Source organism: Paenirhizobium cremeum (assembly GCF_047553425.1).
Taxonomy (GTDB): domain Bacteria; phylum Pseudomonadota; class Alphaproteobacteria; order Rhizobiales; family Rhizobiaceae; genus Allorhizobium; species Allorhizobium cremeum.
This window is the reverse complement of record NZ_CP180217.1, coordinates 255,408-278,887: the sequence shown is the minus strand read 5'-3', so window position 1 is coordinate 278,887 and position 23,480 is coordinate 255,408. Positions and strand designations below refer to the sequence as shown.

Here is a 23,480-nt window from a genome sequence, read left to right as displayed (position 1 = left end):
CGCTCCCGGGGCCAGAGAGGAAAGACCATGATGGACTTTGACGATTTCGGCGGCCCTTTGGCGGGTAAGCCGCTCTCCCAGGCGGACAAGGCCGCCGCGGTGCTGCTCGCCATGGGAAAGGGCGTCGCTGGAAAGCTGCTGAAGTATTTCACACAGGCCGAGTTGCAGACGATCATCGCCTCGGCCCAGACGCTTCGCACCATCCCACCGGATGAGCTGACCGAACTCGTCAACGAATTTGAGGACCTGTTCACCGAAGGCGCGGGCCTCATGGACAACGCCAAGGCCATCGAGAGCATTCTCGAGGAAGGCCTGACGCCGGAGGAAGTCGACGGGCTGCTTGGCCGCCGCACCGCTTTCCAGGCCTACGAGGCCTCGATCTGGGACCGGCTGCAGGACGCCGATCCGGACTTCATCGCCAAGTTCCTGATGCGCGAACATCCGCAGACGGTCGCCTATATCCTTTCCATGCTGCCGTCGTCCTTCGGCGCCAAGGTTCTCCTGAAGCTGCCGGAAAGCCGGCGGGCCGACATCATGAACCGCACGGTAAACCTGAAGAACGTCAGCCCGAAGGCAGCCCAGATCATCGAGAACCGGGTTCACGACCTGATCTCCGAAATCGATGCGGAGCGCAATTCGGCGGGTTCGGCGAAGGTTGCCGAACTGATGAACGAACTGGAGAAGCCGGAAGTCGATACCCTGCTCAACTCGCTGGAATCGATCAGCAAGGAAGCAGTCAACAAGGTCCGGCCGAAGATCTTCCTGTTCGAAGACCTGCTGGCGATGCCGCAGCGCAGCCGCGTCATGCTGCTCAACGATATCTCCGGCGACATTCTCACGATGGCGCTTCGCGGCGCCTCCGCCGAAATCCGCGAATGCGTGCTCTCCTCGATCAGCCCGCGTTCTCGCCGCATGATCGAATCGGACCTGCAGTCGGGCACCGTCGGCATCAATCCGCGCGAGGTTGCGATCGCACGCCGCGCGGTCGCGCAGGAAGCGATCCGTCTCGCCAATTCGGGCCAGATCCAGCTCAAGGAAGAAGGCGACCAGACTCAGGCCGCCTGATGCCCGCAGGGCTGTTGAAAACACCGAACCGGTCGCGCCCGCCGATTGAATGTCAATCGGCGGGCGTCTACTTTTCAGCCGGTCCTGCCACGCCTCGTGGTTCGGCCGACGCAACGCAGCCTGGCGAACAAGGAACCGGACGTGGCCGACGACCAGGACAAAGACAGTAAAACAGAAGACCCGACAGAGAAAAAACTCAGGGATGCGATCGAGAAGGGCAACACGCCCTCGTCACGCGAGGTCCCGATCTTCGCTTCTTCTCTCGCCTTCTATATCTATCTGGTGTTCTTCGTTCCGTCTGGCGTCGCGCGGCTCGGCGAAAGCCTGCGCGATCTCTTCGAGCAGCCTGACCAGTGGAAGATCACCACCGCCACCGACGTCGTATCGCTTTTCACCCATCTGGGCTGGGAGACGAGCGCCCTTCTTCTGCCTGCCACCGTCCTGTTCATCCTGCTTGGCATAGGTTCGAACGTGGCCCAGCACATGCCGCAACTGGTCCTGGAGCGCATCAGGCCTCAGGCGAGCCGGATCTCCATCACCAAGGGCTGGGAGAGGATGTTCAGCGTCACCGGGCTCATCGAATTCGGCAAGTCGCTGTTCAAGATCATCATCGTATCCGTCGTGATGGTTTTCGTGCTGCGGTCCGATTATTTCGGTGCGCTCGATGCGATGTTCTCCGATCCGCAGGTCATCTTCGTGAAGATCATGACCATCCTGAAGCGGATCATGCTGGTCATCCTCTTTGCCACCGCCGTCCTCGCGGTCGTGGACTTCTTCTGGACTCGCCACCACTGGTACACCCAGCTGCGCATGAGCAAGCAGGATATCAAAGACGAGCACAAGCAATCCCAGGGCGACCCGATCGTCAAGGCGCGCCAGCGCTCGATCGCACGCGATCGCGCACGCCGCCGCATGATAAACAACGTGCCGCGTGCCACCCTCGTGATTACCAACCCGACGCACTATGCGGTCGCGCTTCGCTACGTGCGCGAAGAGAGCGACGCCCCCGTGGTCGTGGCCAAGGGGCAGGACCTGGTGGCGCTGAAGATCCGCGAGATCGCCCAGCAGAACAACATTCCGATCTTCGAGGACCCGCCGCTTGCCCGCGCGATGTTCGCCCAGGTTTCGGTGGACAACGTCATTCCGCCGGCCTTCTACAAGGCAGTGGCAGAACTCGTTCACCGGGTCTATGCCGCGCGGGCAAGACGACGCGCGCGCTGACACCCGCCCGGCCAGCGGGCCGGCCAGACCCGACCGTCTTCTTTCAAGCGTCAGGTGATGTATCCCAGCCGGATCGCCTTCGCTATCGCCTGGATGCGATTGACCGAGTCGAGCTTGATCGTCGCCGAGCCGAGATAGGCGTTCACCGTATGAACCGACAGGCCAAGCCTTTCCGCAATCTCTTCGCTGATACGCCCATCGCCGGCGAGCTGCAGGCAGGCGATCTCCCTGTCGCTCAAGGCTTCTGCCGGCATGGCGCGGCGTTCCTCGATCGATAGGATGTCCATCATGATCCGGCAGCACCGGCCATGGGCCTCGATGATGAGCTCTCCCGGGATATCGATACCGCCCGTCGTGGCGAAGACCACGAAACCGTTGCCGACGGCGCCCAGCCTGACGGGAAAAGCGAGCCCCGAATAAGGCAGCGTGCGGGGTTTCAACTGACGGACGAAAGCGGTGAAATCCGAGGCTTCCGCAAAGCTTCCCGGATCTTCCGCGCTCCAAGTCAGCGGCAGCAGCGAGGTTTCAAGATGCGCCAGCATGGCCTCGCCATAAGCCGCCACCAGCCTGTCGCTACCGGCCGGCAGGGCTGCTCCCCAGTTTTCATATTCCGGTTCCAGCCTGCGCTTCGACGGAATACTGCCGCCGGCGAGCTTCAGGACGGTAAAACCCTTGGCATGCAGGGAGCGCTGAAGGGAAACGAGCTTCGGAAATATATCGGAGCGGGATATCGCATGACGGGAACCGGTGGGGAGCGGATCGCCCCGCACACCTTCGATTGTTCCAGGCGGATAGCCCATTCCCTCTTTTCCCTTCATACGAGATTGTTTCTCACCGCGTAGGCGATGGCCTCCGAACGTGTCTTGGTGGCGGTCTTACGCATGACACTTGTGATGTAGTTGTTGATCGTGTTGCGCGAGATACCGAGAATAGTGGCGATCTCGTCCGATGTCTTGCCTTCTGCAATCCAGAAAAGACATTCGATTTCGCGTTCCGTCAAATCGAACTCGCGGTCCACTTTCTGGCTGGCACCATTGGTGAGACTGACGCAATAGCCGGCCAGAAGCCCGACCTCGCGCAGCCGTTCGGGCGACAACACGATGTCCTCGTCGAAGAGCAGCATAAGGGAAAAGCGTGTCCGGCCGACACTGAAGGTCAGGGAACAGTACTGCCGGCTGGTGCCGTCGGGCACGTCCGCATCATCCGGAAGAAGGCCGAATTTCGGCTGGAGGACGGAGAGACATTTTTCAAGCTCCGTGGTTCTGGAATAGGTCGCGGCAATTTCGCTTTCCAGCCTGCGCACCAGATCGAAAGGCCAGTTCGAGGAAACCACGAAATCCAGTCCATGCTCCTGAACCAAGTCGTAACGGGCGAGAAGAAAATGGCTGGCGCCGACATAGCGGGTCAGGAGGTGAAGACCCGCACTCATGTGCCCCGTCTGGGAAACCGTGGCCAGATCGCGCAGCAAGGCCTCCCGCGAAACGGATACCCGCGGAGCCGCGGTTGCGGGGGATGTGCGCCCCTTGCCTCCGCCATCCTCTTTGGATTGCTCCAAGTTCATTTTCCTGGCCCCTTGCAAGGACGATTCGATGATGTGGATTGGGAACGCCTGACGGGTTGTCAGGCTCCAGCCTCGACAGCGGTGTCTTCCGCCCCTTTCCTGCTAACGAATCATAGGCATTTTAAAAGATAAAGAGCCAAAGATCACATCCTGGCAAGGAGACGTCCCCAACTTACGGCATCGTTGCCGGAGAACGTCACGGGCTTGTGAAGGAAGCCGTGGAAGCCGCGGCTCCATGGGGGACAAACGAATGAAAAAACGCGCCGGCGAAAACCGGCGCGTCCTGCATGCGATTTCTGTTTTCGATCAGGCAGCCTCGCCGACAGCCCATTTGCGGAGGATCTTTGCGGCGCGTTCCTCGCTGATCTCCACCATGCGGGACAGACGCCGTTCCGGGCCTTCCTTGACACGCCGGTTGAAGCCGCCGTTCGGATCTTCCTCCATCGTGAGGAGATCGTCTGTCGAATCGAAGCCGAAGTCGGCACCGAAGCCATCCATGAGCGCGCCGGCCCCTGCCCCGCCGATTGCGGGCGAGAAGTCCGGCAGCTCCAGTCCGGCGGCCTGTTCCGCGCCGCCGGCAACACCGGCTGCACCACCGTTTGCCGTGCGGACCATTGGACGGATGCCCATCCAGACGATGAGGAAGGCTACCGCGACGAAGGCGAGCGAGTTGATGATGCCACCGAGATTACGGCTCAGCATCTCCATGACACCGGGACCGGAGGCCGACTCTTCTAGCAGCTGGTTCTCGAGGAAATCCATGGCCGTCAGCGTCACGACGTCACCCCGGTCGGCATTGAGGCCGGCTGCGGACGACACGATCTTCTGCATCTCGGCGAGATAGGCGTCGATCTTCGCCTGATCGACCGGCTCGCCGACCATCTTGGCGATACGACCCTTGTTGACCACCACGGCAACAGAGAGCTTCTCGACCGTATAGCTGTTCTTGACGGTCGCGATGGTCTTGCTGTTGATCTCGTAGTTGGTCTGCTCTTCCTTTTTGTTCGCCTCGTCGGACGATTCGGGACCGCCGGCGCCGCCCTCGGGAGCGCTCTGCGGCACGTTCTGCTCGACTGTCGCTGCGCTATCCTGCTGGCGCGACTGCGACTTCTGCGCTTCCTTGGTGATGCGGACCGAACGCTCGACGCGCGATTCGGGATCGTAGACGGTTTCCTGGATCTGCTGGGTATCGGTGTTGAGCTGGGCAGTCACGCTGGAGCGGAAGTTGTCCATTCCAAGGAAAGGCGCGAGTGCCTTGTCGATGTTGGATTCGATTTCCTGCTGAACGGACTGCACCACTCCAAGCGAGCGGTTTGCCGCCCCGCCGGTATCGTCGCCGGAGGCGAGAAGCTGGCCGGTGGAATCCAGAATCGTGACGTCCTCGACATCGAGGCCGGGGACAGCGGAGGCAACCATATGCCGGATCGACGAGGCCGCCTTACGCCCGGTTTCGTTGCTCGCTCGAATCATGACGGAGGCGGTCGGCTTCTGCTCTCCACGGCGGAAATTGCCGACATCCGGAAGGACGATATGGACCCGGGCGGCGGCGATGCCGGTGATCTGCTGGATGGTCCGGCCAATTTCACCTTCGAGCGCGCGCACGCGGGTCACTTCCTGCATGAAGGAGGTGAGACCCAGCGAACCGACATTGTCGAACAGTTCGTAGCCGGCATTGGCGCTGTTGGGAAGGCCGCGCTCGGCAAGCAAAAGGCGAGCCTTGCCGGTCATTCCGGCGGGTACCTTGACGCTCTTGCCGTCGGTGCCAGTCTCGAAATCGATGCCTGATTCGGCAAGCGCTATGCTGATCTGGTTGAGATCGGTGGGTTCGAGCCCGACATACAGGGTCTCATATGCCGGCTTGTTGACGAAAATTGCGGCTGAAATGATGAGTGCGAAAGATATGATGGCGACGCCGGCCATGGCCAGAAGCTTGGTCTGTCCAAGCGACGCCAGATTCTTGAACGTCTGAAGTAATTGATTTAACAGATTCATTCTGTCTCGCACCATCAACAAGAAAGGTTTGCGGGCTTTTGCCTTGGTGCGACAATAAAAACCGAAACTTGTGCGAACGTTTCGTGTTTCGGGAAAATACCGGCCGATTTTCAGCGATGCTGCCGGAGCAAAGACGGTTCAGGACGAACCGCCCTCAGAAGAAATCGAAATCTCCTGCAGCCTTGCTGAGCGGCTGGGAGTGGCCATGGCGCAAACCTGCGCCGAGCGCCTTCTGCATATCGGCAAGCTTGACGAGGCTGAGCGCGGTGCTCATGTCCACCATCCATGACGTCGGGATCGTCCCGGTGATGGTGTCGATGAATTCAGCGAGGCCGCGGGTCTTCTGTACCGCCAAGTCGATACCCTGCAGCACCTTCAGGCTATCGGGCGACTCGAGAACCTTCACACCGCCCAGTTCCAGCAGTTGCGGCTCGATACGTTCGATCAGATAGGCGACGTCGTGAAGCTCCGAGACCACCCGCATGAGGATCTCGGGCAAAGCTTCTTCCGTTGCAGCATCCGTCTTGTTTTCGTGTAGCATCCGGTTTCCAGTACTTAAAAGAATTCGATTGAGCTTTCCACCGGCTTCGAAACAGGAACAGGGCGCTGCTCGAGGGCCACCGTCTTCTGCGTTTCTGCGCCCGTGAGCGGATACTGTCTTGCCCGGCCGCTGACCGGCCAGTATTCCAGTTTGCGGCCGTGCTCTCCGCCCGTCGACGAGCCGACCACCTTGATGCCTTCGTCCCTCAGGAACTGCATTGCGAATGCAGCATTCTGCTCGCCCACGTTCGAAAACGTGGCGATGGTCTTGGCGCCGCCGAAGATCTTGGCTTCGAGACGATCGCGCCTCGCGCCCTGCTTCAGCAAACCGTTGATCAGGAGCTCCATGAGATGAACGCCATAACGCGTCGCATCCCCGCCCCCGGCACCAGGAGTGGCAGAACCCGGCAGCAGGAAATGATTCATTCCTCCCACGCCGGCCACGGGATCACGCATGCAGGCAGCAACGCACGACCCGAGAATGGTCGACAGGACGACATTCGGGTCGTTGATGACCTTGAACTCACCCTGGATAATGTGCACGCGCTTGCCTGCATTCTCCTCGATCATTTCAATGCTCCGAATACCGCTTCGATGGCGGCCTTCATCTTCTCGATGGTGAAGGGCTTCGCGAGTACGTTGTTGGCGCCGAGCTGGGCGGCCTTCTGCACGAGTGCACGGTCGCCCTGGGCGGTCAGGATGATGAACGCCGCCTTCTTGGTCGTCGGGTTGGTGCGTACGGCCTGGAGGAAGTTGAGGCCGTCCATCTTCGGCATGTTGAAGTCGGAGATGACGAGATGATGGGGCTGCTGCTCCATGATCTTCATGCCCTGCTCGCCATCACCGGCTGCGGTGATCTGCTTGAAACCAAGCTGGGTCAGGGCATCGCTGAGCAACAGGCGACTGGTCACCTGGTCGTCGACGATCAGTACTTTTATCTTTTCGGCTAGAGACATTATTCGATACCTTCTTTTCGGGCGGCAGTGAGTTTGAGGATTTCCTCCCCAATGGAACCAAGGGGCAATTGCTGTTCGACGGCGCCCAGTTCATGGGCGACGCGGGGCATCCCGTAGACCACGCAGGTCTTCTCGTTCTGACCGATCGTGCGCGCACCGGCGTGGCGCATTTTCAGCAGACCGGAAGCGCCGTCGCGCCCCATCCCGGTCAGGATAACCCCAACCGCATTTCGGCCCGCCAGCTCGGCAACCGAATCAAACAGCACGTCTACCGACGGGCGATGACCATTGACCGGCGGGCGCTCGAGCAGCCGGCAGCAAGGGGCCGAAGCGTTGACCACCTGAAGATGGCGGTCGCCCCCCGGCGCCAGATAGATCTTTCCGATTTCGAGCCTTGCCCCATCCGTCGCCTCCTCCACGACAGGCGCGCAGAGACGATTCAGTCGCTCGGCGAAACTTTTCGTAAACGTCGGCGGCATGTGCTGGGTGATGACCGTCGGCGGGCAATTGCGCGGGAATTTCTGCAATACCGTAATCAGCGCCTCTACCCCGCCGGTCGACGAACCGATTGCAACGATCTTGCGACCGACGCGGAAATCCGTGGCGGGGGCTGCAGCGACCGATGCCGGCGCCGTCGTTCCCCGGGCATAGCGCAGTCCGGAACGGGCGGCTGCCTTCACCTTGTCGGCCAGATCGCCGAAGGGACGGGCCTCTCCCGGTCCGGGCTTTCCGACGCAATCGAAGGCACCGATCTCAAGCGCGGCCAGGGTCGCCTCCGCGCCGCGATGCGTCATCGTCGAGACCATGATGACCGGCATGGGTCGCAGCTTCATGATCTTGTCGAGGAATTCGAGGCCGTTCATGTTCGGCATCTCGATGTCGAGAGTAACGACATCGGGATTGAGCTGCTTGATGGCGGCGCGCGCCTCCAGGGCATCGCCAGCCTGACCGACGACGCTCACTTCCGGATCAGAATTCAGTACGGCGGTAATCAGACCACGCATGGTCGGGCTGTCATCGACGACGAGGACTCTTGCCGGATTGCCCATTATTTGCGCCCTCCTGCCTTGCCCGTGTAGCGATAGGTGGTGATACCGATGTTGTCGAAGCTGTTCTTCGCCTCGCCCGACACGCGCTCGGAATGACCGATATAGAGATGGCCGCCTTCCGGCAGCAGACCGGCGAAGCGCGACCAGATGCGCATCTGGGTCGGCTCGTCGAAATAGATGACCACGTTGCGGCAGAAGATGACGTCGAACTGGCCCTTGAACGGCCACTGCGACATGAGATTCAGCTCGTTGAAGGTAATCAGGCGCTTGACCCGGTCATCGATCTGGAACTTGCGACGACCGTTGATATCGACCTCGCGGAACCACTGCTTGCGCATGGCCGGGCTGACCGTCTCCAATGCGGTTTCGTCGTAACAGCCGGCCTTGGCGAGCGCCAGGATCTTGGGGTCGATGTCGGTCGCCAGGATCTTGAAATCGTAATCCGCCGCATTGGGCAGCAGCGACAGCACGGTCAGCGCGATCGAATAAGGCTCCTGCCCGTCCGAACAGGCCGCCGACCAGATACGAACCCTGCCACCAGCTCTGGCACGGTTGACGAGATCCGGCAGCACGTCGGTGCGCAGATGGTCGAAGTGGTGGTTCTCGCGGAAGAACCGGGTGAAGTTCGTCGTCAGATGCGACAGCATCTCGCGGCGCTCGGCGGCGCCTTCCGGCGATGCCACGAGATTGCAGTAGGCTCGGAAGCCGGAAAGGCCGAGATTGCGGATATGCTTCGACAGCCGCGAATAGACGAGCGACGCCTTGGAATCGTTGAGCGAAATCCCCGCATCCGAATAGATCATAGCGGCAATCTCGTTCAGATCACGCCGGGTCAGCGGATACTCGCCGCTTGCGAGTACCTCGTCATCCGAGAGACGGGCGGAAGAACCGACGGCAACCGTCATGCGGCCTCACTTTCAGTGTCAACGATGAGGGCACCGAGTTCGACCAGACAGATCATGCGCCTGTCGATCGCCAGGATGCCACGGGCATACTGCTTTTCGAGGTCGGAAGAGACTTCCGGCGTCGGCTGGATCTGCTCGTCGGTGACGGTCAGAATGTCGGAAACGGCATCGACCAGCAGGCCGACGATCTTCGAGTGCACCTGGGCAACGATGATGACATGGCGAGCCGTCGGCTCGGCCGGCTTCATGCCAAGCCTGCTGGACAGATCCATGATGGGCAGGACCGCGCCACGCAGGTTAATCACGCCCATGATATAGGACGGGGTATGGGGTAGCGGCGTCGCGGGCGTCCAGCCGCGAATCTCACGCACCGACATGATGTTCACGCAGAATTCCTGATCGCCGATGCGGAAGGCGATGAGCTCCCGGCTTCCCTGGATCAAGTTCTTTGCCGCATACGACATGACGCTACCCCGATACCCCCTTCAATCGTCCTTAGACCGCCAACGACATTTCCTGCTTCAGCGACTGGCCGCGCGAGGCAGCCACCACCGCATCGACGTCGAGAATGAGCGCGACACGGCCGTCACCGAGGATGGTCGCCGCCGCGATGCCCGGCACGTGGGTGTAGTTTGCCTCGAGGCTCTTGATAACCACCTGGCGCTGCCCCTGGATCGCATCGACCATGAGGGCCCGCTGGCCGCCGCCTTCGGATTCGACCAGCAGAGCCACGCCATCGATCGGATTGGCCTGGGTTGCGCGGAAATTCAGGATGCGGCCGACATCGACGAGCGGGCAGAACGAATTGCGGATCGAAATGAGCCGCTGGTTGGCGCCGAAGGAATGGATGTTTTGAGCTTCCGGCTGCAACGTCTCGACGATTGCGGTGAGCGGCACCACCAGCGTCTGGCCGGCGACGGTCACCACCATGCCGTCGAGGACGGCGAGAGTGAGCGGCAGACTCATCGTGAAGGTCGAACCGTGGCCGGGCTTCGAGCTGATCGAGATGCGGCCACCGAGCGCCTGGATCGAACGCTTGACCACGTCCATGCCCACGCCGCGGCCGGAGATGTCGGAGATCTTGTCCGCCGTGGAGAAGCCCGGCATGAAGATCAGGTTGTCGATTTCCTCGTCGGTCAGGTTCGCATCGGCGGCGATCAGGTCGTTGTCAATGGCCTTCTGGCGAACGCGTTCGCGGTTGATGCCTGCACCGTCGTCAACCAGCTCGATGACGATGCGGCCCGAACGATGCTTGGCCGTCAGCTTGACCGTACCTTCGGGGTTCTTGCCGGCGGCGACACGCTTTTCGGGCGTTTCGATACCATGGTCGACGGCGTTGCGGATCATGTGGGTCAGCGGCTCGGCGAGCTTGTCGATGACCGTCTTGTCCACTTCGGTGTTTTCACCCTCGGTAACGAGGCGGATCGACTTGCCGACCATGTCGGCGACTTCGCGAACGATACGCGACATGCGCTGGAAGACGGGCTTCACCGGCTGCGCGCGGATCGCCATGACCGAGTCCTGGATCTCGCGGGTGAGCTGCTGCAGCTCTTCGAGGCCCATGTTGATCGAGGAGGCGCCGTTGTTGTCGTTCTCAATAACGCTCTGAGACAGCATCGCCTGGTTGATGACGAGCTCGCCGACAAGGTTGATAAGGCGATCGACGCGGTCGAGGTCGACGCGGATCGTCTGTCCTGCGGCATTGTTCTGGGCGTTCTGCGCGGCGGCTGCGGCCGCAGCGGCAGCAGGCGTTTCCTTCTTTTCGGCCTTGGCCCCGCCGGCGGCAAGCTTCATCACGTTGCTTGCCGTTTCGGCCGCCTCGACGGCAGCCGAGACCACGGCACCGGCGTCGGCCTGTTGTTCTTCCGCGCTCTCGCGCGCCTCGGCGGCATCGTCGAGGATGGAGAGATCGAACGGGACCGGAACCATCGGCAGTTCTTCTCCGGTGGCAGCGCCCGTGTCGGCCTCATGCAGCTTGACCTCGAGATCGCAATCCCATTCGGCGAATTCGAAGACCTGGCGGATGCCCTCCTCGCCCTTGTCCGTCTTGATCTGGATTTTCCAGGAGAAGTACGCGGCTTCCGGATCCATATCGTCGAGGGACGGCAAGTCGTCCATCGCGCAATGGATGCTCATCTCCCCGATGCGGGAGAGATCGCGCAGCAGCAGTGCAGCTTCGTTGCCCTTGGAATAGAGTTCGCGACGCGGCTTGAAGGTGACATCGAAGGTGGAAGCCACGATCGCGGGCTCTTCCTCTTCGCCGAAGCCGTCGAAGGTGAAGGGGATCGGCTGGAAGCCGCTGTCGTCCGTGGGAGCGGCAGCGGGGGCGGCCGGCGCAGCAGCAGCCTTGGGGGCGGCTTTCGCCGCGGGCTTGGGGGCTGCAGCCGCCGGAGCGGAGGCGACCGGTACTTCGCCGTTCGCCAGGGCTTCCAGTTCCTTGACGAGGCCGCTCGAACGGGCGGCATCGACGCTGCCGCCGTCGCGGGAGGCGCTGACCAGGTCGGCCAGGACGTCGGCCGACTTGAGCATGACCTTCATGACTTCCGGGCCGGGCTCCAGCTTGTTGGAACGAACGCAATCAAGAGTCGTTTCAAAGACGTGCGCGAAGGACACGAGGTCGTCCAGACCGAATGCGCCCGCACCGCCCTTGATCGAGTGAACGGCACGGAAAACGGCGTTTACCGTCTCCGGGTCGCGATCCCCGTCATTCATTTTCAGAAGACCGGATTCCAGTTCCGCGAGTTGCTCCTCGCATTCCTGGAAAAAGATCTCTTTGATTTCGTTCATATCCATAGGAGAAAATCCCGGCTTAGGCGGTTACACGCTCGATGGCATCGATCAGTTTGGTCGGATCGAAAGGCTTGACGATCCAGCCGGTCGCGCCCGCCTGACGAGCGCGGTTCTTCTTTTCCGCGTCGCTTTCCGTGGTGAGAACCAGAATCGGAACGGCACGGTATTTCTCGTTGCGGCGAACGCCTTCGATAAAGCCGAAGCCATCGAGGCGCGGCATGTTGATATCGGTGACGATCACGTCGGGATTGGCTTCCTCGAGAACCTCGAGGCCTTCCACGCCGTCTTCTGCCTGGATGGTTTCAAAGCCTGCATTGTTGAGGGTCACCAGCAGCATGTTTCGGATGGTTCTGGAGTCATCCACGGTGAGTACTTTTTTCTTCATTACCGGCTCTCCTTAGCGAGCAGATGATCAATGTTCACGCCAATCAGTTGAAGTGTCTTGGTGAAGGCGTCGGAGACCTTCACGAACGAGAAGGGCTGCTTGTCGGCCTCCCATGCCTTTGCACCGGCCATGAGGATCTGCACGCACTGCGCACCGACACGCTCGACGCCCGAAGCATCGATCGCCAGCGCACCGCCACGCAGGGACATCAGGTTATCCCGAAGGCCGGAGGCTTCGTTCAGATCCAGCACCGCGGACAGTTTCAGACTCTTCTGTTCGCCTTTCTTGCTTGCCATCAGTTCTTTCCTTGTCTTACGAGCCGCCGGACATCATGGGATTGCCTGCCGCGCGACGATGCGTTCTTCCGTCGCTCCGCAGGTCGCATAGCCCGCCCGATATTTCCTGTGTACCCGAAGGTGGTAAACAATCCCCTCAACCTCCAAGCCCTGCGATCCCGATCGGGAAATCAAAACCGTCGTCGAACGTCAGTTCCTCCGGAACGGCGGCAAGCGGCCGCTGCGTTTCCGCAGTCTTGGCGGATGTTGCCGACCCGGCGATCTGGATCTCGGGGCGGGCGGCCTTCGGCGCCCTGCCCTGTCGCTCGATATGGAATTCGCGGATCGTGCGGCCGAGTTCGAGGATGACGGTGTGCAGCCGATCCGTGCCCTCACAGGAGCGGCGCGCGCGCTCGGCATTTTCGGCAGCTTCCGTGCCAAGGGCGGAAACGGCGCCGGCGACCGTCTCCAGACCCGTCGCTTGGCTCGCGGTTTCGCGGGCGATATCCGATACGACGCCGCTGATGCCGCCAACCTGGCTGACGATGGCGCCGATCGCCTCCTGGGTACGCGCAACCATGTCGACACCGGCTTCGACCTGGGCCTTGGTGGTGGCGACAAGGGTCTTGATCTCGCGCGCGGCATCCGCCGAGCGCTGAGCAAGAGCACGAACTTCCTGTGCGACGACAGCAAAGCCACGTCCGCTGTCACCGGCGCGCGCAGCCTCGATCCCGGCATTGAGCGCGAGAAGATTGGTCTGGAACGCGATGTCGTCGATGGCGCCGATGATATGGCCGATCTGTTCCGCCGAAGCCTCGATGTCGGACATGGCCGAAATCGCCTGACCGGCAACATTGCCGCTCGCCTCAACCGAGTTGCGGGTAAGCGCGACGCTCTCTTCCGCGGCCTTCGTCTTATCGGCATTTTCGCGAACACCAGCCGTCAGCGCATCCAGAACACGGGCGGTATCCGCCAGTCTTTCCGACTGATTGCCGGCCCGGCCGGAAAAATCCTCGGCTGACGAGGCGAATTCGGACGCCGACATCTCGGCCAGACGCGCCTTTTCCTCGGAGACCAGAAAGGCCTGTTGCAACTGGTCGAGCGCGGCGTTCATCCGGCCGGCGAGGCCCGCCTGGGCTTCCGGAAAACCCTCGGGAATACGAACGGTCAGGTCCCGCTCGGCAAGGGCGTCGATGACGGGTGCAAAGACTTCCTCGAAGGCTGCACGATCCTTCTCGCGCTGGGCGGCAAGTTCCCGATGATGCCTGACGCGCAGTTCGTTGAAGCGCAGCGAAACGGCAATCTCGACATCGACCATCACCAGGCGGACGATGGCGCCGACCAGATCTGCAATGTCACGGGCCTTCTTGCGGCCGGCGGGTAAAAGGCTGCGTCCGGCGAGATCCTGCATAACCGCGCCGAGCAGATGCTCCAGCACGACGCCGTGGCCGGCGACATGCCAGCGCGGATCAAGACCCATGCGGCTTTCGGTATCGGAAAGCACCTTGACCCGTTCGGCATAAAGGGCATCGAAGCGGGAGTCGGTGAGTACCTCCCAGTGGGAGGCAAGCAGGTCGTGCAGCCGCTCGAACTGCCGCTCGCTGGCGAAGTTGCGAGCCGCATCAGGAAAGGTCTGAAGACGCTGGAAAAGATCGCGAAGCCCCATCTTGAGGCTGGGTTCGAGCACATGGCGGTGCTGGCGGAGAAGATCGCAGAGACTGTCGTCGAGGCCGGCAAAACGCAGCCGGTCGCGCAGGCTGCCTGCCTGTGTACCTGCCGGCCGATCTGACGGCGAAACCTGCCCCACTGCCATCCCCGTTGCGGGCCGCCCGCAAGGGCCGGCCAGTTCATTTCCGGGTCTGTCATCGAATGTGCTGATACGCGTTACAGCGGCATCGGAAGATGCGGCAGACGGTATCGCTTTCAGCGAAGGCTTACCCCGGACGTGTCTCAATGCTTTTCATACCGGACCGAAACCGGTACGACGGGATGGCGTCATGCCCGACGGAAACGCCCCTGGCGGGAGTCCCTCTCCGACGTGTCCTTCAATCTTTATGGTTAATTCCTTGCCCGAAGGTTAATAAATCCCTTAACGCAGCGTCATTTCTAATCTTTTTTGCACTGCAAAAGGCGTTGGAAGCGCCTGGCACGTGCCGCACGTCATCTCAGAGGGATGCGCGACTTGCGGCAAACTCGATCAAGGCCTCCAGTTCACCGCGCATCTGTGGAGCGGAAGCGACCACCTTCGCACCTGCCATCAGGTCGTTCGATCCGGGGAAATCCGCCGTCCAGCCGCCTGCCTCGCGGATCAGACAAAGCGCGGCAAGGCAGTCCCATGCATTGATATGCGGTTCGTAGTAACCGGCAAGGCGACCGCAGGCGACATGAGTCAACATCAATGCGCCCGAGCCGCTGCGGATAAACATGCCACCGGCCTCCAGCAACACTTCGACAAAACAGCTGACGGAGCGGGCGGGGATGCGGACATTCGCGCCGAGACCAAGCAATGCGTTGGCGATCGTCGCCCTCGCATCGACCTTGATCGGCTTGCCGTTGAGGAAGGCGCCCGCTCCCTTTCGGGCGGTAAAGAACTCATCGACCGTCGGCTGGCAGACGAAACCGGCAACGGTCTCGTCACCTTTCATCAACGCCACGGAAACGCACCATTCCCGGTAACCATGCAGGAAACAACTCGTACCGTCGATGGGGTCGACCACCCAGCGATAGCCGCTTTTGCCGTCGGTCAGGCCGGTTTCCTCGCCGAGAAATCCGTCATCGGGAAAAGCGGCGGCTATACGACTGCGGATCAGGTCCTCGACCTCGCGGTCGGCAATGCTGACGACGTCCTGGCCGCTCTTCTTCTCCTCGACCTGCAGCGCTTCCAGATTGCGGAAATGGGCGAGCGCCAGTTCTCCCGCCTCCAGCGTCAAGGCATGGGCAAAGTCGTAGCGTGCATCGTCTTCGGTCGTGTGCATCGGGATCAGCCTTCTCGTTGCGGTTTCATGGCGTAACGCCTGGAACCATCTTTCTTTCCCGGGCTGAATAGGACGCCTTCTTGACGACTGAATGATAACCAACGGGGAAAACGACAGCCCGCCGTGTCAAGCCACGCCTAACTGCGGAAAAACGAACGTGAATCCCCCGCACTAAAGAGCGGCAGGCGAACCGTGAAGCGCGCCCCTCCGCCTTCGGCTTCGCCGACGCCGATCTGCCCGCCCTGGGCTTCCACAAGCGTACGCACGACGGCAAGGCCAAGCCCTGCTCCGCCCGTCTTGCGGGCTCGGGATGGTTCCAGCCGGACGAAAGGTTCAAACAAAACTTCCCGTTCGGCAGCGGGAATGCCCGGACCGTTATCGTCCACGATCAGAGAAACGAAGGCGCCATCGACATCGAGGGAGACACGGGCGAGGCCCCCATATTTCACGGCATTGTCGACGAGATTGGACACGATGCGGCGCAAGGCGAGCCTGTCTCCGAGGACGAGTGCATCACGAGCTGCAGGGGAAATTCGCAAGCTGCCGCGGGGCGCGGTTCCGGCGCCATCCTGCACTTCCGCCTCGACGATCGACGCGAATTCGAGCAGTTCTTCATCAAGACCGCCGGCTCCGGCGCGGCCGGCCAGAAGCGCATTGTCGAGCAGCGCGATCATGTCGGCGATATCGGCTATGGCCCGTTCGCGCTCGGCATCGTCGGGTATTTGCTCCGCCCTCAGCCGCAGGCGGGTAGCGAAACTGCGCACGTCGTGCTGCACGCCGCCGATCAGCGCGAAGCGTGCCCGGATCATCGCATGCAGGCGCGTCTGCAACCGCTCGAAGGCGTGAATGAGCGAACGGGTCTCGGGTGCAACAAAGCGGACATCCGGAATCGGCACCGGTTCGGATGCCGGATCGATGCGATCCACGGCAGCAGCCAGTCGACGCAGGGGGCGCAGCTCGTGATTAAGCAGGACGAAGGCTGCCAACGCAACGAGGGTTCCGACCAGACCGGCTCCCAGGCCTGCCGGCAGGCCGAAGACAGCAACAAGGAAAGGCGTCCGCGTCTGGATGACAAGGACTTCCGACCCCTTCAGGGCGATGGCAAACTCCACCGGATTGCCCGGCCCGCCAAAAAACCGCGGTAAAGGCGAGCGTTCGCCGCTTCGAGACAGGCGCGTTATGGCTAGAAGATCCTCGCCGAGTGCCTGCCTGTAGGGCGCAAACCGAGGTTCGGACAAAACGCCGTCTTCAAGCCCCGCCTGCGAACCCGCGAGATCCGGCTCGACATGAACGGTCAGTATGGCGGAATTCAATGCCTGCAGAACGAGAGGCAACTCTTCGGGTCCGGCCCCCCGAACCATGCGGGCAATGGCGGAGATCTGGCTGGCAGAAGGAAGACTTGCTGCCGATTTCAAACCATTGGACAGGTAGAAGGACGACAGAAGCGCCAGCCACATCAGCAGCAGGGCTATTCCGGCAATGGCGACGAGGCGGACGGAAAGACCGATGCGCAACATCACGGCACCTGCCGGACCTGCGCCGTCAGCAGGTAGCCGTTGTTGCGAACGGTGGTGATGAGGCCCGATGCCGGGCTTACGGCCTCCAGCTTCTTGCGCAGGCGCGATACAAGGATGTCCACCGTCCTGTCGAAGGGATCGGCAGTGCGGCCATGGGTCCAGTCGAGGATCTGGTCACGCGACAGCACGCGGCGCGGTCGCGACACGAAACAAGCGAGCAAATCGAACTCGCTGCTGGTCAGCGCCACCACTTCCCCGTCGTCGTTTGCAAGAATACGGGCATCGAGGTCGACGAGAAAGCGGTCGAAGGCGAAGCGGCGGGATGGCGCGACACGCGGCTGCTGGCTTGCGCGGCGCAGAAGGGCACGCACCCGGGCCACCAATTCACGCGGGCCGAAGGGCTTGGCGAGATAGTCGTCAGCACCGATCTCGAGCCCCACCACCCGGTCGGTCTCGTCACCCTTGGCGGTCAGCATCAGGATCGGCGTGTTTTCCTGCGCCCGGATGCGACGGCAGATGCTGAGCCCGTCCTCCCCCGGAAGCATCAGATCGAGCACGATGAGATCGACCGGCGTCCGGCGCATCACGAGATCGAGTTCCTTCGCATCTTCCGCCTGCTCGGTCTCATAGCCTTCGCGGCGCAGAATGTCTCCCACCAGGCGGCGGATGTCGGTGTCGTCGTCGACGATAAGGATGGTCTGCATGTCGTCATGTCCCTGGAAAACGCTCCAAACATGAGGCGAAGACCGTTTGCAATCAAGCGCTTCGAGGCGGCCGATACAAATTGCAACAAAGCGGCGACAAAGCGAAACAACTCGAAACACGGAGACAATACAGCGGATACACGACGGCTTCAGGATCGGCATCGTCATCACAGAATGATGAAAGCAAACCACATCTCGACACGAGGACAGCCCATGATGAAGCAAGTCACGACCGCCCTGATGGCAGCAATAGTGACGATCGCTGCGGTTTCAGAGGCCAACGCCTGGACCCGTAACCGCACGACCACGACCTGGCGCGGAACCTCTTCGCTCAGCGCCAGCGGCAGCTGCGCCAACAATTCCTGCTCCCGTTCCGTAACGCGCACCGGCCCCTACGGCAATACGGCCACGCGCAGCGGCTCTGTTGCCTGTGACCCCGCCAGCCAATCCTGCACCGGTTCACGCACCACGACAGGCCCGTATGGCGGCACCATCAATCGCAGCGGCCAGGTGACGTGGTGACTCCTCACTGACGCCCGCGATGCCCGGCGGCGGGTCTATTCTCCAGCCCCCTGCGCCTGCCGCCGGGTTCCATTTCACCGACCGAGGTCGTTTAGATGTTTTCCGCCCTGACCGACATGGCGCCGCGCGGCATGATCGCCCTGCTCGCCTGCAGTTTCATGCTCATGGAATACCTGCTCGGCCGTCTGGCGCATCATGACAGCCACGATGCCGCCGACACCGCCGCTTCATTCGGCGTGGCGATCGGCCATGGGCTGATCCGCGGGATGGAAGCGGGTTTCGTCGCCGTTCCCTTTGCGCTGCTATACCAGTACCGTCTCTTCGACATCGATGCCCGCAAGCCGCTTGGCTTTGCCGCGCTCTTCATCGGAACCGAGTTTCTCTACTACTGGCAGCATCGCGCCGCGCATCATATCCGCTGGCTCTGGGCGACCCATGCCGTCCACCATTCCGCACGGCGCATGAACCTCACCTCCTCCATTCGCATCGGCTGGACGGGATCGATCTCGGGCAATTTCCTGTTCTTCCTGCCGCTCGCGCTCGTCGGCTTTCATCCGTTGGCGATCGCCGGCATGCTGGCTGCCAACCTGTTCTACCAGTTCTTCATTCATACCGAACTGGTACCGACACTTGGACCGCTGGAATGGATGCTGAACACGCCCGCCCATCATCGTGTGCATCACGCCTCGAACGAATCCTGCCTCGACAAAAATTTCGGCGGAATGCTCATCGTCTTCGATCGGCTGTTCGGCACCTTCGCCGCCGCACGGCCGGATGAAATCCTGCACTACGGGCTGCGCGGTCGCGAGACCTCCCACAATCCGCTGGTCATCGCCTTCACAGAATGGCTTTCGCTGATCGAGGACGCGCTGGCAGCCCCGACCATCGCCGGCAAGCTGAAGGTCCTGTTCGGCCCAGTGCGCGCCGCGCCTCCGTCGCCGGTCCCACCGAAATCGTCCGCTTCCGTTCCTATGCAGTCACCAGGAGAATGACATGAAACTCAAGGCTTTTTTCTTATCCCTTGCCTTCATCCCGCTGGCGGCCGCGGCCCATGCAGCAACGGCGTCGGTTGCCACCGCCAACGTCAACCTGCGCGCAGGTCCCGGCACGGCCTATCCGGTCGTTCGCGTTGTACCCGCAGGCAGCCCCGTCGCGACATTCGGCTGCCTTGCCGGTTACACATGGTGTGACATTGGCTATGCCGGCGCACGCGGCTGGGTCTCGGCCAGCTACATCACCGTGACCTATGGCGGAACCAAAGTGGTCGTGACGCCGGTCATAGCGCCTCGCGTCGCCATCCCCGTCATCACCTATTCGGAGGTCTACTGGCACACGCATTATCACGCCTATCCCTGGTATCGCCGCGGACCCGCCTACTATCGCCCTCCCGTCGTTCGGCCACGCGGCCCATGCTGGGACGGCTGCTCGGTAAACCGATCCGTCACCGGACCGCGCGGCAACACCCGCTCCGGCAGCATCATCTTCAATCCATAACCACCATTTGCAGCAACGAAAGGAAAAGACATGACCCTTCCCTTCCACCGCATTCTGCAAGTCGCCTCCGCGGGCGTTTTTCTCGGCGGCGTCCTCCTGGCTTTCGGAGCGTCGGCCCAGACACAGGTGACGCCTGAAATGCGCGCCAAGGCGTACAAGGTCGCCCGCGTCTGCAAGCCGGACATCCAGCAATACTGCAAGGGTATCGAATATGGCGGCGGCAGGATCGCCATGTGCCTGAAGGAGCATGAAACCTCTCTCAGCGACTCATGCCGAACGGCCCTCACCGAAGTCAGCATGCAGTAATGGCCAGCATTCCCGACATAAAGCTGCGGCGAAGCGAGGTTGAGCCCGTGCCCGGAAGGCCCGAGCACGCGACAAGGGGAGAGGCGCCGCCAGCCGGCTCCCCAGCACCGACCTCGCTCACCCCACGCCGCCCTCCGTCCCGGCCCTCCCGGCCGGGGCGGAGGCTGCTGTTCGCCGGACTGGCGATGATACTGCTTGGCGGTGTCTTTCTCTCCTATCGCTATGGCGTGACGCATTCCATGGAGATCGTGACAGCGGCATCCGGACCGCTCGAACTGACGCTGAAAGGTCCCGGCACGTTTTCCGCCCTCGACAGCGTCAATGTGAGCAGCCGCATCCAGGGTCTGCTGGTCGCCGTCCATGTCGATCGCAACGACATGGTGCACAAAGGCGAGTTGATCGCCGATATCGCGTCCGATGATCTGGAAAGCCAGCTTGCCTCGGCAGAGGCCTCGGTCGATGCCGCGCGCCGCGCAATCGAGGTTTCCCGGTCGCAACTCAGCCAGTCGGAAACAGCACTGCAGAATGCCCGCAAATCGTTCGACCGCCAGGAAGCGCTGATCCGGGCGGGGACGACGACGCAGGCGAGCTATGACGGCGCCCTTGCCACCTTCCGGCAGGCGCAGGCCGATGTCACACGCGCCAATGCCGTGATCGCCCAAGCGGAAGCGGACTTGCGGGCAGCCGAGGCCAATGTCCGCCTGAACCAGGCCAAGCTTGCGGAAACGCGGATCATCGCCCCGTTCGACGGCATCGTCACCGTTCGCCAGCAAAATGCCGGCGACATGACTACGCCGGGGGCGCCGATCGTCACACTCGTCGATCCCGGGACTATCGTGGTCACCGCTCGTTTCGACGAGAATGCCATCCAGTTGGTGAAGCCGGGCCAGAAGGCACGGATCGGCTTTTCCACCGGAACGGAACCGGCGCTGCCGGCGACGGTCTATCGCCTGTCTCGCGAAGTCGACGAGGAAACGCGTGAATTCACCGTGGACATCAAGCCGGAGAGCCTGCCGGATGCCTGGGCGATCGGTCGGCGGGGGACAGCGGTGGTGACAACCGGCGTGCTTTCCGACGTCATCTCGCTGCCCCTGTCCGCCATCGTCTGGGACGCGGGCTTTCCCGGCGTCTGGCACATCGAGAGCGGCAGGGCGAAATTCGCCCGCGTGACGCTCGGCGGCGCCTCGGAAGACCGCATCGAAATTCTCTCCGGGCTCGCGGCCGGAGACGAGGTCATCAGCGCCCCTCACGGGGTCTATCGCGGCATGCGCATCAGTCCGAAGGGTTTTTCATGAACCTCGCCCTCAAAGATATCCGTTTCAACCTGCTGCGCTTCCTGATGACAATCTTCGGCGTCGGCTTCCTGGTCACCGCCTCGATCGGCATGATCGGCCTTTACCGGGGCATCGTTGCCGACGCCCTGCTGGTGATCGACGGGATCGGCGCAGACCTCTGGATCGTACAGGGCGGGCGGGACGGCCCGTTCGCAGAAGCGTCGAGCGTCTCATCGACCATGGACCGCCGCGTGGCCGGCGTCGCGGGCATCGGTTCCGTCCGCCGCTTTGTCCAATACAGCCAGCAATTCTCCGCAAACGGCAAAGCCCTTCGGGCAGCCGTCACCGGCCTGGACTTCCCCGATGACAAGGGCGACTGGCTGCGTTACTCGGCGGGACGGCCATTGTCGTCGGCTCACTATGAAATCGTGGCGGACGAAAGTACCGGGCTCTTGCTGGGCCAGACGGTCCGGCTGGGCAGGGACGATTACCGCGTCGTCGGCCTGACCCACGGCATGGTGGATGCGAGCGGCGACGGCCTGCTTTTCGTCACCGTCGCCGACGCCATGGATATCGCGGCGGAAAGAACGAGCGAGGAAATCCTGCTTTCCCGTGCAGCGAATACCGGAGCGGTCACAACGGCCGACGACCCGTTGCGCAAGGACGGCAAGATCGCAGCCGTGATGGCGAGCTTGCAGCCGAACGCCGACATCGAGGCCGTGCGCAAGGCCATCCTCGGCTGGGGCGACGTCAATGTGCTGAGCCGGGCGGAGCAGCGGGACCTGCTGCTCAACCAGCGGCTCTGGCGGCTTCGGGTGCAGATCCTCGCCTTCACCGCGGTCCTGCTGGTCGTCATGGCGCTGGTGATCTCGATGATTATCTACACGCTGACGATCGAGAAACTGCATCAGATCGCCATGCTGAAGCTGATCGGCGCCCGCAACCGGGTAATCGTATCGATGATCGCCGACCAGGCCTTCGCCATCGGTATCGGCGGCTTCGCCTTCGGACTTGGCATGGCGCATGTGATCTTTCCCGCCTTTCCCCGGACCGTGGTCATGGCCCCGGCCGATCTGGCGCTGCTCTTTGCCGCCGTGGCGGTGATCTGCGGTTCGGCGGGCCTTTTCGGCATTTCCCGGGCCATGAAAGTCCGTGCGCAGGAGGTGCTCTCGTGACACCGCCGGTCCTGAGCGTCAGGAATGCGACCCGCATCTACCAGAGCGGCGACACGGAGGTTAGGGCACTGGACGGCGTGTCACTCGATATCGCGCCAGGCGAGGTGGTCGGCATTCTCGGCCCGAGCGGCTCCGGCAAGAGCACGCTGCTGCTCATTGCCGGCCTTCTGGAGCCGCCGAGCCAGGGCGAGGTTCGGATCAACGGCGCACTCGTTTCGCATCCGGATGCACAACTCGACCAGTTGCGCAATTTTCGCCGCGGCAACATCGGCTTTGTCTTCCAGAAAGCCAATCTCATTCCCTTTCTGTCGGCTGTGGAGAACGTCGCGCTGGCGCTCGAAATCGACGACGTTCCGGCACGGGCAGCCCATCTTCATTCGACCCGACTGCTTGCCGCGCTCGATCTCGGTCACCGCGTCGATAACCTCCCGTCCCGACTTTCGGGCGGCGAGCAACAGCGTGTGGCGATTGCCCGGGCAATCGCCAACGAACCGGCACTGCTTCTTGCCGACGAACCGACCGCTGCCCTCGACAGCGTGCGCGGGCGACAGGTGATCTCGCTTTTCCGCCGCATCGCAGACGAACGGGGCGCCGGCGTGGCGGTCGTGACCCATGATCCCCGTTCGCTCGACCTGTTCGACCGGACAGTGGAACTTGCCGACGGCCGGATCGTCGGCGAGGAGTGCCGACCGGCGCGATAGAACTTCCGACCCGATCTCCCTTTCCGACCGACTGGAGTCCTGCTCCGGAAAGGAGCACTCTTGTCACCGGCCC

General features: G+C 62.0%; 25 protein-coding genes. 9 read left to right on the top strand and 16 right to left on the bottom strand.

Annotation, left to right across the window (positions count from 1 at the left end):
• Window positions 1-27: 27 nt before the first annotated feature.
• Together fliG and flhB are read left to right on the top strand one after the other, a co-directional pair.
• Entirely contained in the window at window positions 28-1,065 is a 1,038-nt protein-coding gene (gene fliG, locus ACLBKR_RS01360) for a flagellar motor switch protein FliG (RefSeq protein WP_112831204.1), read from the top strand.
• Window positions 1,066-1,206: 141 nt separating this feature from the next.
• On the top strand, window positions 1,207-2,286 hold the full coding sequence (gene flhB / locus ACLBKR_RS01355; protein ID WP_112831293.1) for a flagellar biosynthesis protein FlhB: 1,080 nt from the start codon (window positions 1,207-1,209) through the stop codon (window positions 2,284-2,286).
• 50 nt (window positions 2,287-2,336) lie between these two features.
• On the opposite strand, the gene visR is transcribed toward flhB, so the two are convergent.
• The 16 genes from visR to ACLBKR_RS01275 all read right to left on the bottom strand — a co-directional run bounded on the left by visR (window position 2,337) and on the right by ACLBKR_RS01275 (window position 17,935).
• On the bottom strand, window positions 2,337-3,086 hold the full coding sequence (gene visR, locus ACLBKR_RS01350) for a transcriptional regulator VisR (RefSeq protein WP_113340481.1): 750 nt from the start codon (window positions 3,084-3,086) through the stop codon (window positions 2,337-2,339).
• Between the two features lie 14 nt (window positions 3,087-3,100).
• Window positions 3,101-3,847, bottom strand: a complete 747-nt coding sequence (visN, locus tag ACLBKR_RS01345; RefSeq protein WP_113340480.1) for a transcriptional regulator VisN — start codon at window positions 3,845-3,847, stop codon at window positions 3,101-3,103.
• 306 nt (window positions 3,848-4,153) lie between these two features.
• A complete protein-coding gene (gene fliF, locus ACLBKR_RS01340; RefSeq protein WP_162708365.1) occupies window positions 4,154-5,839 on the bottom strand; it encodes a flagellar basal-body MS-ring/collar protein FliF in 1,686 nt (561 codons plus the stop codon).
• Between the two features lie 154 nt (window positions 5,840-5,993).
• Window positions 5,994-6,380: a chemotaxis protein CheT gene (cheT, locus tag ACLBKR_RS01335; protein ID WP_112831208.1), complete on the bottom strand. Its 387-nt coding sequence runs from the start codon at window positions 6,378-6,380 to the stop codon at window positions 5,994-5,996.
• Between the two features lie 14 nt (window positions 6,381-6,394).
• Entirely contained in the window at window positions 6,395-6,949 is a 555-nt protein-coding gene (gene cheD, locus ACLBKR_RS01330; protein WP_112831209.1) for a chemoreceptor glutamine deamidase CheD, read from the bottom strand.
• Entirely contained in the window at window positions 6,946-7,335 is a 390-nt protein-coding gene (locus ACLBKR_RS01325; protein ID WP_099056621.1) for a response regulator, read from the bottom strand. The genes cheD and ACLBKR_RS01325 overlap by 4 nt, the downstream gene beginning before the upstream one ends.
• Complete coding sequence (gene cheB, locus ACLBKR_RS01320) at window positions 7,335-8,384, bottom strand: protein-glutamate O-methylesterase CheB (protein ID WP_113486086.1); 1,050 nt, start codon at window positions 8,382-8,384, stop codon at window positions 7,335-7,337. Before cheB ends, ACLBKR_RS01325 begins: the two co-directional genes overlap by 1 nt.
• On the bottom strand, window positions 8,384-9,289 hold the full coding sequence (gene cheR, locus ACLBKR_RS01315) for a protein-glutamate O-methyltransferase CheR (protein ID WP_112831211.1): 906 nt from the start codon (window positions 9,287-9,289) through the stop codon (window positions 8,384-8,386). Before cheR ends, cheB begins: the two co-directional genes overlap by 1 nt.
• Window positions 9,286-9,753: a chemotaxis protein CheW gene (locus ACLBKR_RS01310; protein ID WP_112831212.1), complete on the bottom strand. Its 468-nt coding sequence runs from the start codon at window positions 9,751-9,753 to the stop codon at window positions 9,286-9,288. Before ACLBKR_RS01310 ends, cheR begins: the two co-directional genes overlap by 4 nt.
• A 31-nt stretch (window positions 9,754-9,784) precedes the next feature.
• The gene (locus ACLBKR_RS01305; protein WP_414900345.1) at window positions 9,785-12,082 is read right to left on the bottom strand and encodes a chemotaxis protein CheA; all 2,298 of its coding nucleotides are present in this window, start codon (window positions 12,080-12,082) and stop codon (window positions 9,785-9,787) included.
• A gap of 16 nt (window positions 12,083-12,098) precedes the next feature.
• The gene (cheY1, locus tag ACLBKR_RS01300) at window positions 12,099-12,464 is read right to left on the bottom strand and encodes a chemotaxis response regulator CheY1 (protein ID WP_099056616.1); all 366 of its coding nucleotides are present in this window, start codon (window positions 12,462-12,464) and stop codon (window positions 12,099-12,101) included.
• Window positions 12,464-12,760: an STAS domain-containing protein gene (locus tag ACLBKR_RS01295; protein ID WP_112831214.1), complete on the bottom strand. Its 297-nt coding sequence runs from the start codon at window positions 12,758-12,760 to the stop codon at window positions 12,464-12,466. The genes cheY1 and ACLBKR_RS01295 overlap by 1 nt, the downstream gene beginning before the upstream one ends.
• A gap of 136 nt (window positions 12,761-12,896) precedes the next feature.
• A complete protein-coding gene (locus tag ACLBKR_RS01290) occupies window positions 12,897-14,546 on the bottom strand; it encodes a globin-coupled sensor protein (protein WP_414900342.1) in 1,650 nt (549 codons plus the stop codon).
• A 358-nt stretch (window positions 14,547-14,904) separates the two neighbouring features.
• On the bottom strand, window positions 14,905-15,714 hold the full coding sequence (locus ACLBKR_RS01285; protein WP_113448189.1) for an inositol monophosphatase family protein: 810 nt from the start codon (window positions 15,712-15,714) through the stop codon (window positions 14,905-14,907).
• Window positions 15,715-15,851: 137 nt separating this feature from the next.
• Window positions 15,852-17,231 (bottom strand): sensor histidine kinase, encoded by a 1,380-nt coding sequence (locus ACLBKR_RS01280; protein WP_414900339.1) that lies wholly within the window; start codon window positions 17,229-17,231, stop codon window positions 15,852-15,854.
• Window positions 17,231-17,935 carry a response regulator gene (locus ACLBKR_RS01275; RefSeq protein WP_112831217.1) on the bottom strand — a complete coding sequence of 235 codons (705 nt, stop codon included), beginning with the start codon at window positions 17,933-17,935 and terminating at the stop codon, window positions 17,231-17,233. Before ACLBKR_RS01275 ends, ACLBKR_RS01280 begins: the two co-directional genes overlap by 1 nt.
• A 213-nt stretch (window positions 17,936-18,148) precedes the next feature.
• Here ACLBKR_RS01275 and ACLBKR_RS01270 point away from each other — a divergent pair, with 213 nt between their 5' ends.
• The 7 genes from ACLBKR_RS01270 (at window position 18,149) to ACLBKR_RS01240 (ending at window position 23,407) form a co-directional block, all read left to right on the top strand.
• Window positions 18,149-18,457, top strand: a complete 309-nt coding sequence (locus tag ACLBKR_RS01270) for a hypothetical protein (RefSeq protein WP_414900337.1) — start codon at window positions 18,149-18,151, stop codon at window positions 18,455-18,457.
• 95 nt (window positions 18,458-18,552) lie between these two features.
• Entirely contained in the window at window positions 18,553-19,449 is an 897-nt protein-coding gene (locus ACLBKR_RS01265) for a sterol desaturase family protein (RefSeq protein ID WP_113448191.1), read from the top strand.
• A gap of 1 nt (window position 19,450) precedes the next feature.
• Window positions 19,451-19,951, top strand: a complete 501-nt coding sequence (locus ACLBKR_RS01260; protein WP_112831220.1) for an SH3 domain-containing protein — start codon at window positions 19,451-19,453, stop codon at window positions 19,949-19,951.
• A 30-nt stretch (window positions 19,952-19,981) separates the two neighbouring features.
• Window positions 19,982-20,257, top strand: coding sequence for a cysteine rich repeat-containing protein (locus ACLBKR_RS01255; RefSeq protein ID WP_113448192.1), 276 nt, complete (start codon window positions 19,982-19,984; stop codon window positions 20,255-20,257).
• Between the two features lie 185 nt (window positions 20,258-20,442).
• Window positions 20,443-21,552, top strand: coding sequence for an efflux RND transporter periplasmic adaptor subunit (locus ACLBKR_RS01250; RefSeq protein WP_162757774.1), 1,110 nt, complete (start codon window positions 20,443-20,445; stop codon window positions 21,550-21,552).
• Entirely contained in the window at window positions 21,549-22,706 is a 1,158-nt protein-coding gene (locus ACLBKR_RS01245; RefSeq protein ID WP_113448194.1) for an ABC transporter permease, read from the top strand. Before ACLBKR_RS01250 ends, ACLBKR_RS01245 begins: the two co-directional genes overlap by 4 nt.
• Window positions 22,703-23,407: an ABC transporter ATP-binding protein gene (locus tag ACLBKR_RS01240; protein ID WP_113340471.1), complete on the top strand. Its 705-nt coding sequence runs from the start codon at window positions 22,703-22,705 to the stop codon at window positions 23,405-23,407. The genes ACLBKR_RS01245 and ACLBKR_RS01240 overlap by 4 nt, the downstream gene beginning before the upstream one ends.
• Window positions 23,408-23,480 lie beyond the last annotated feature (73 nt).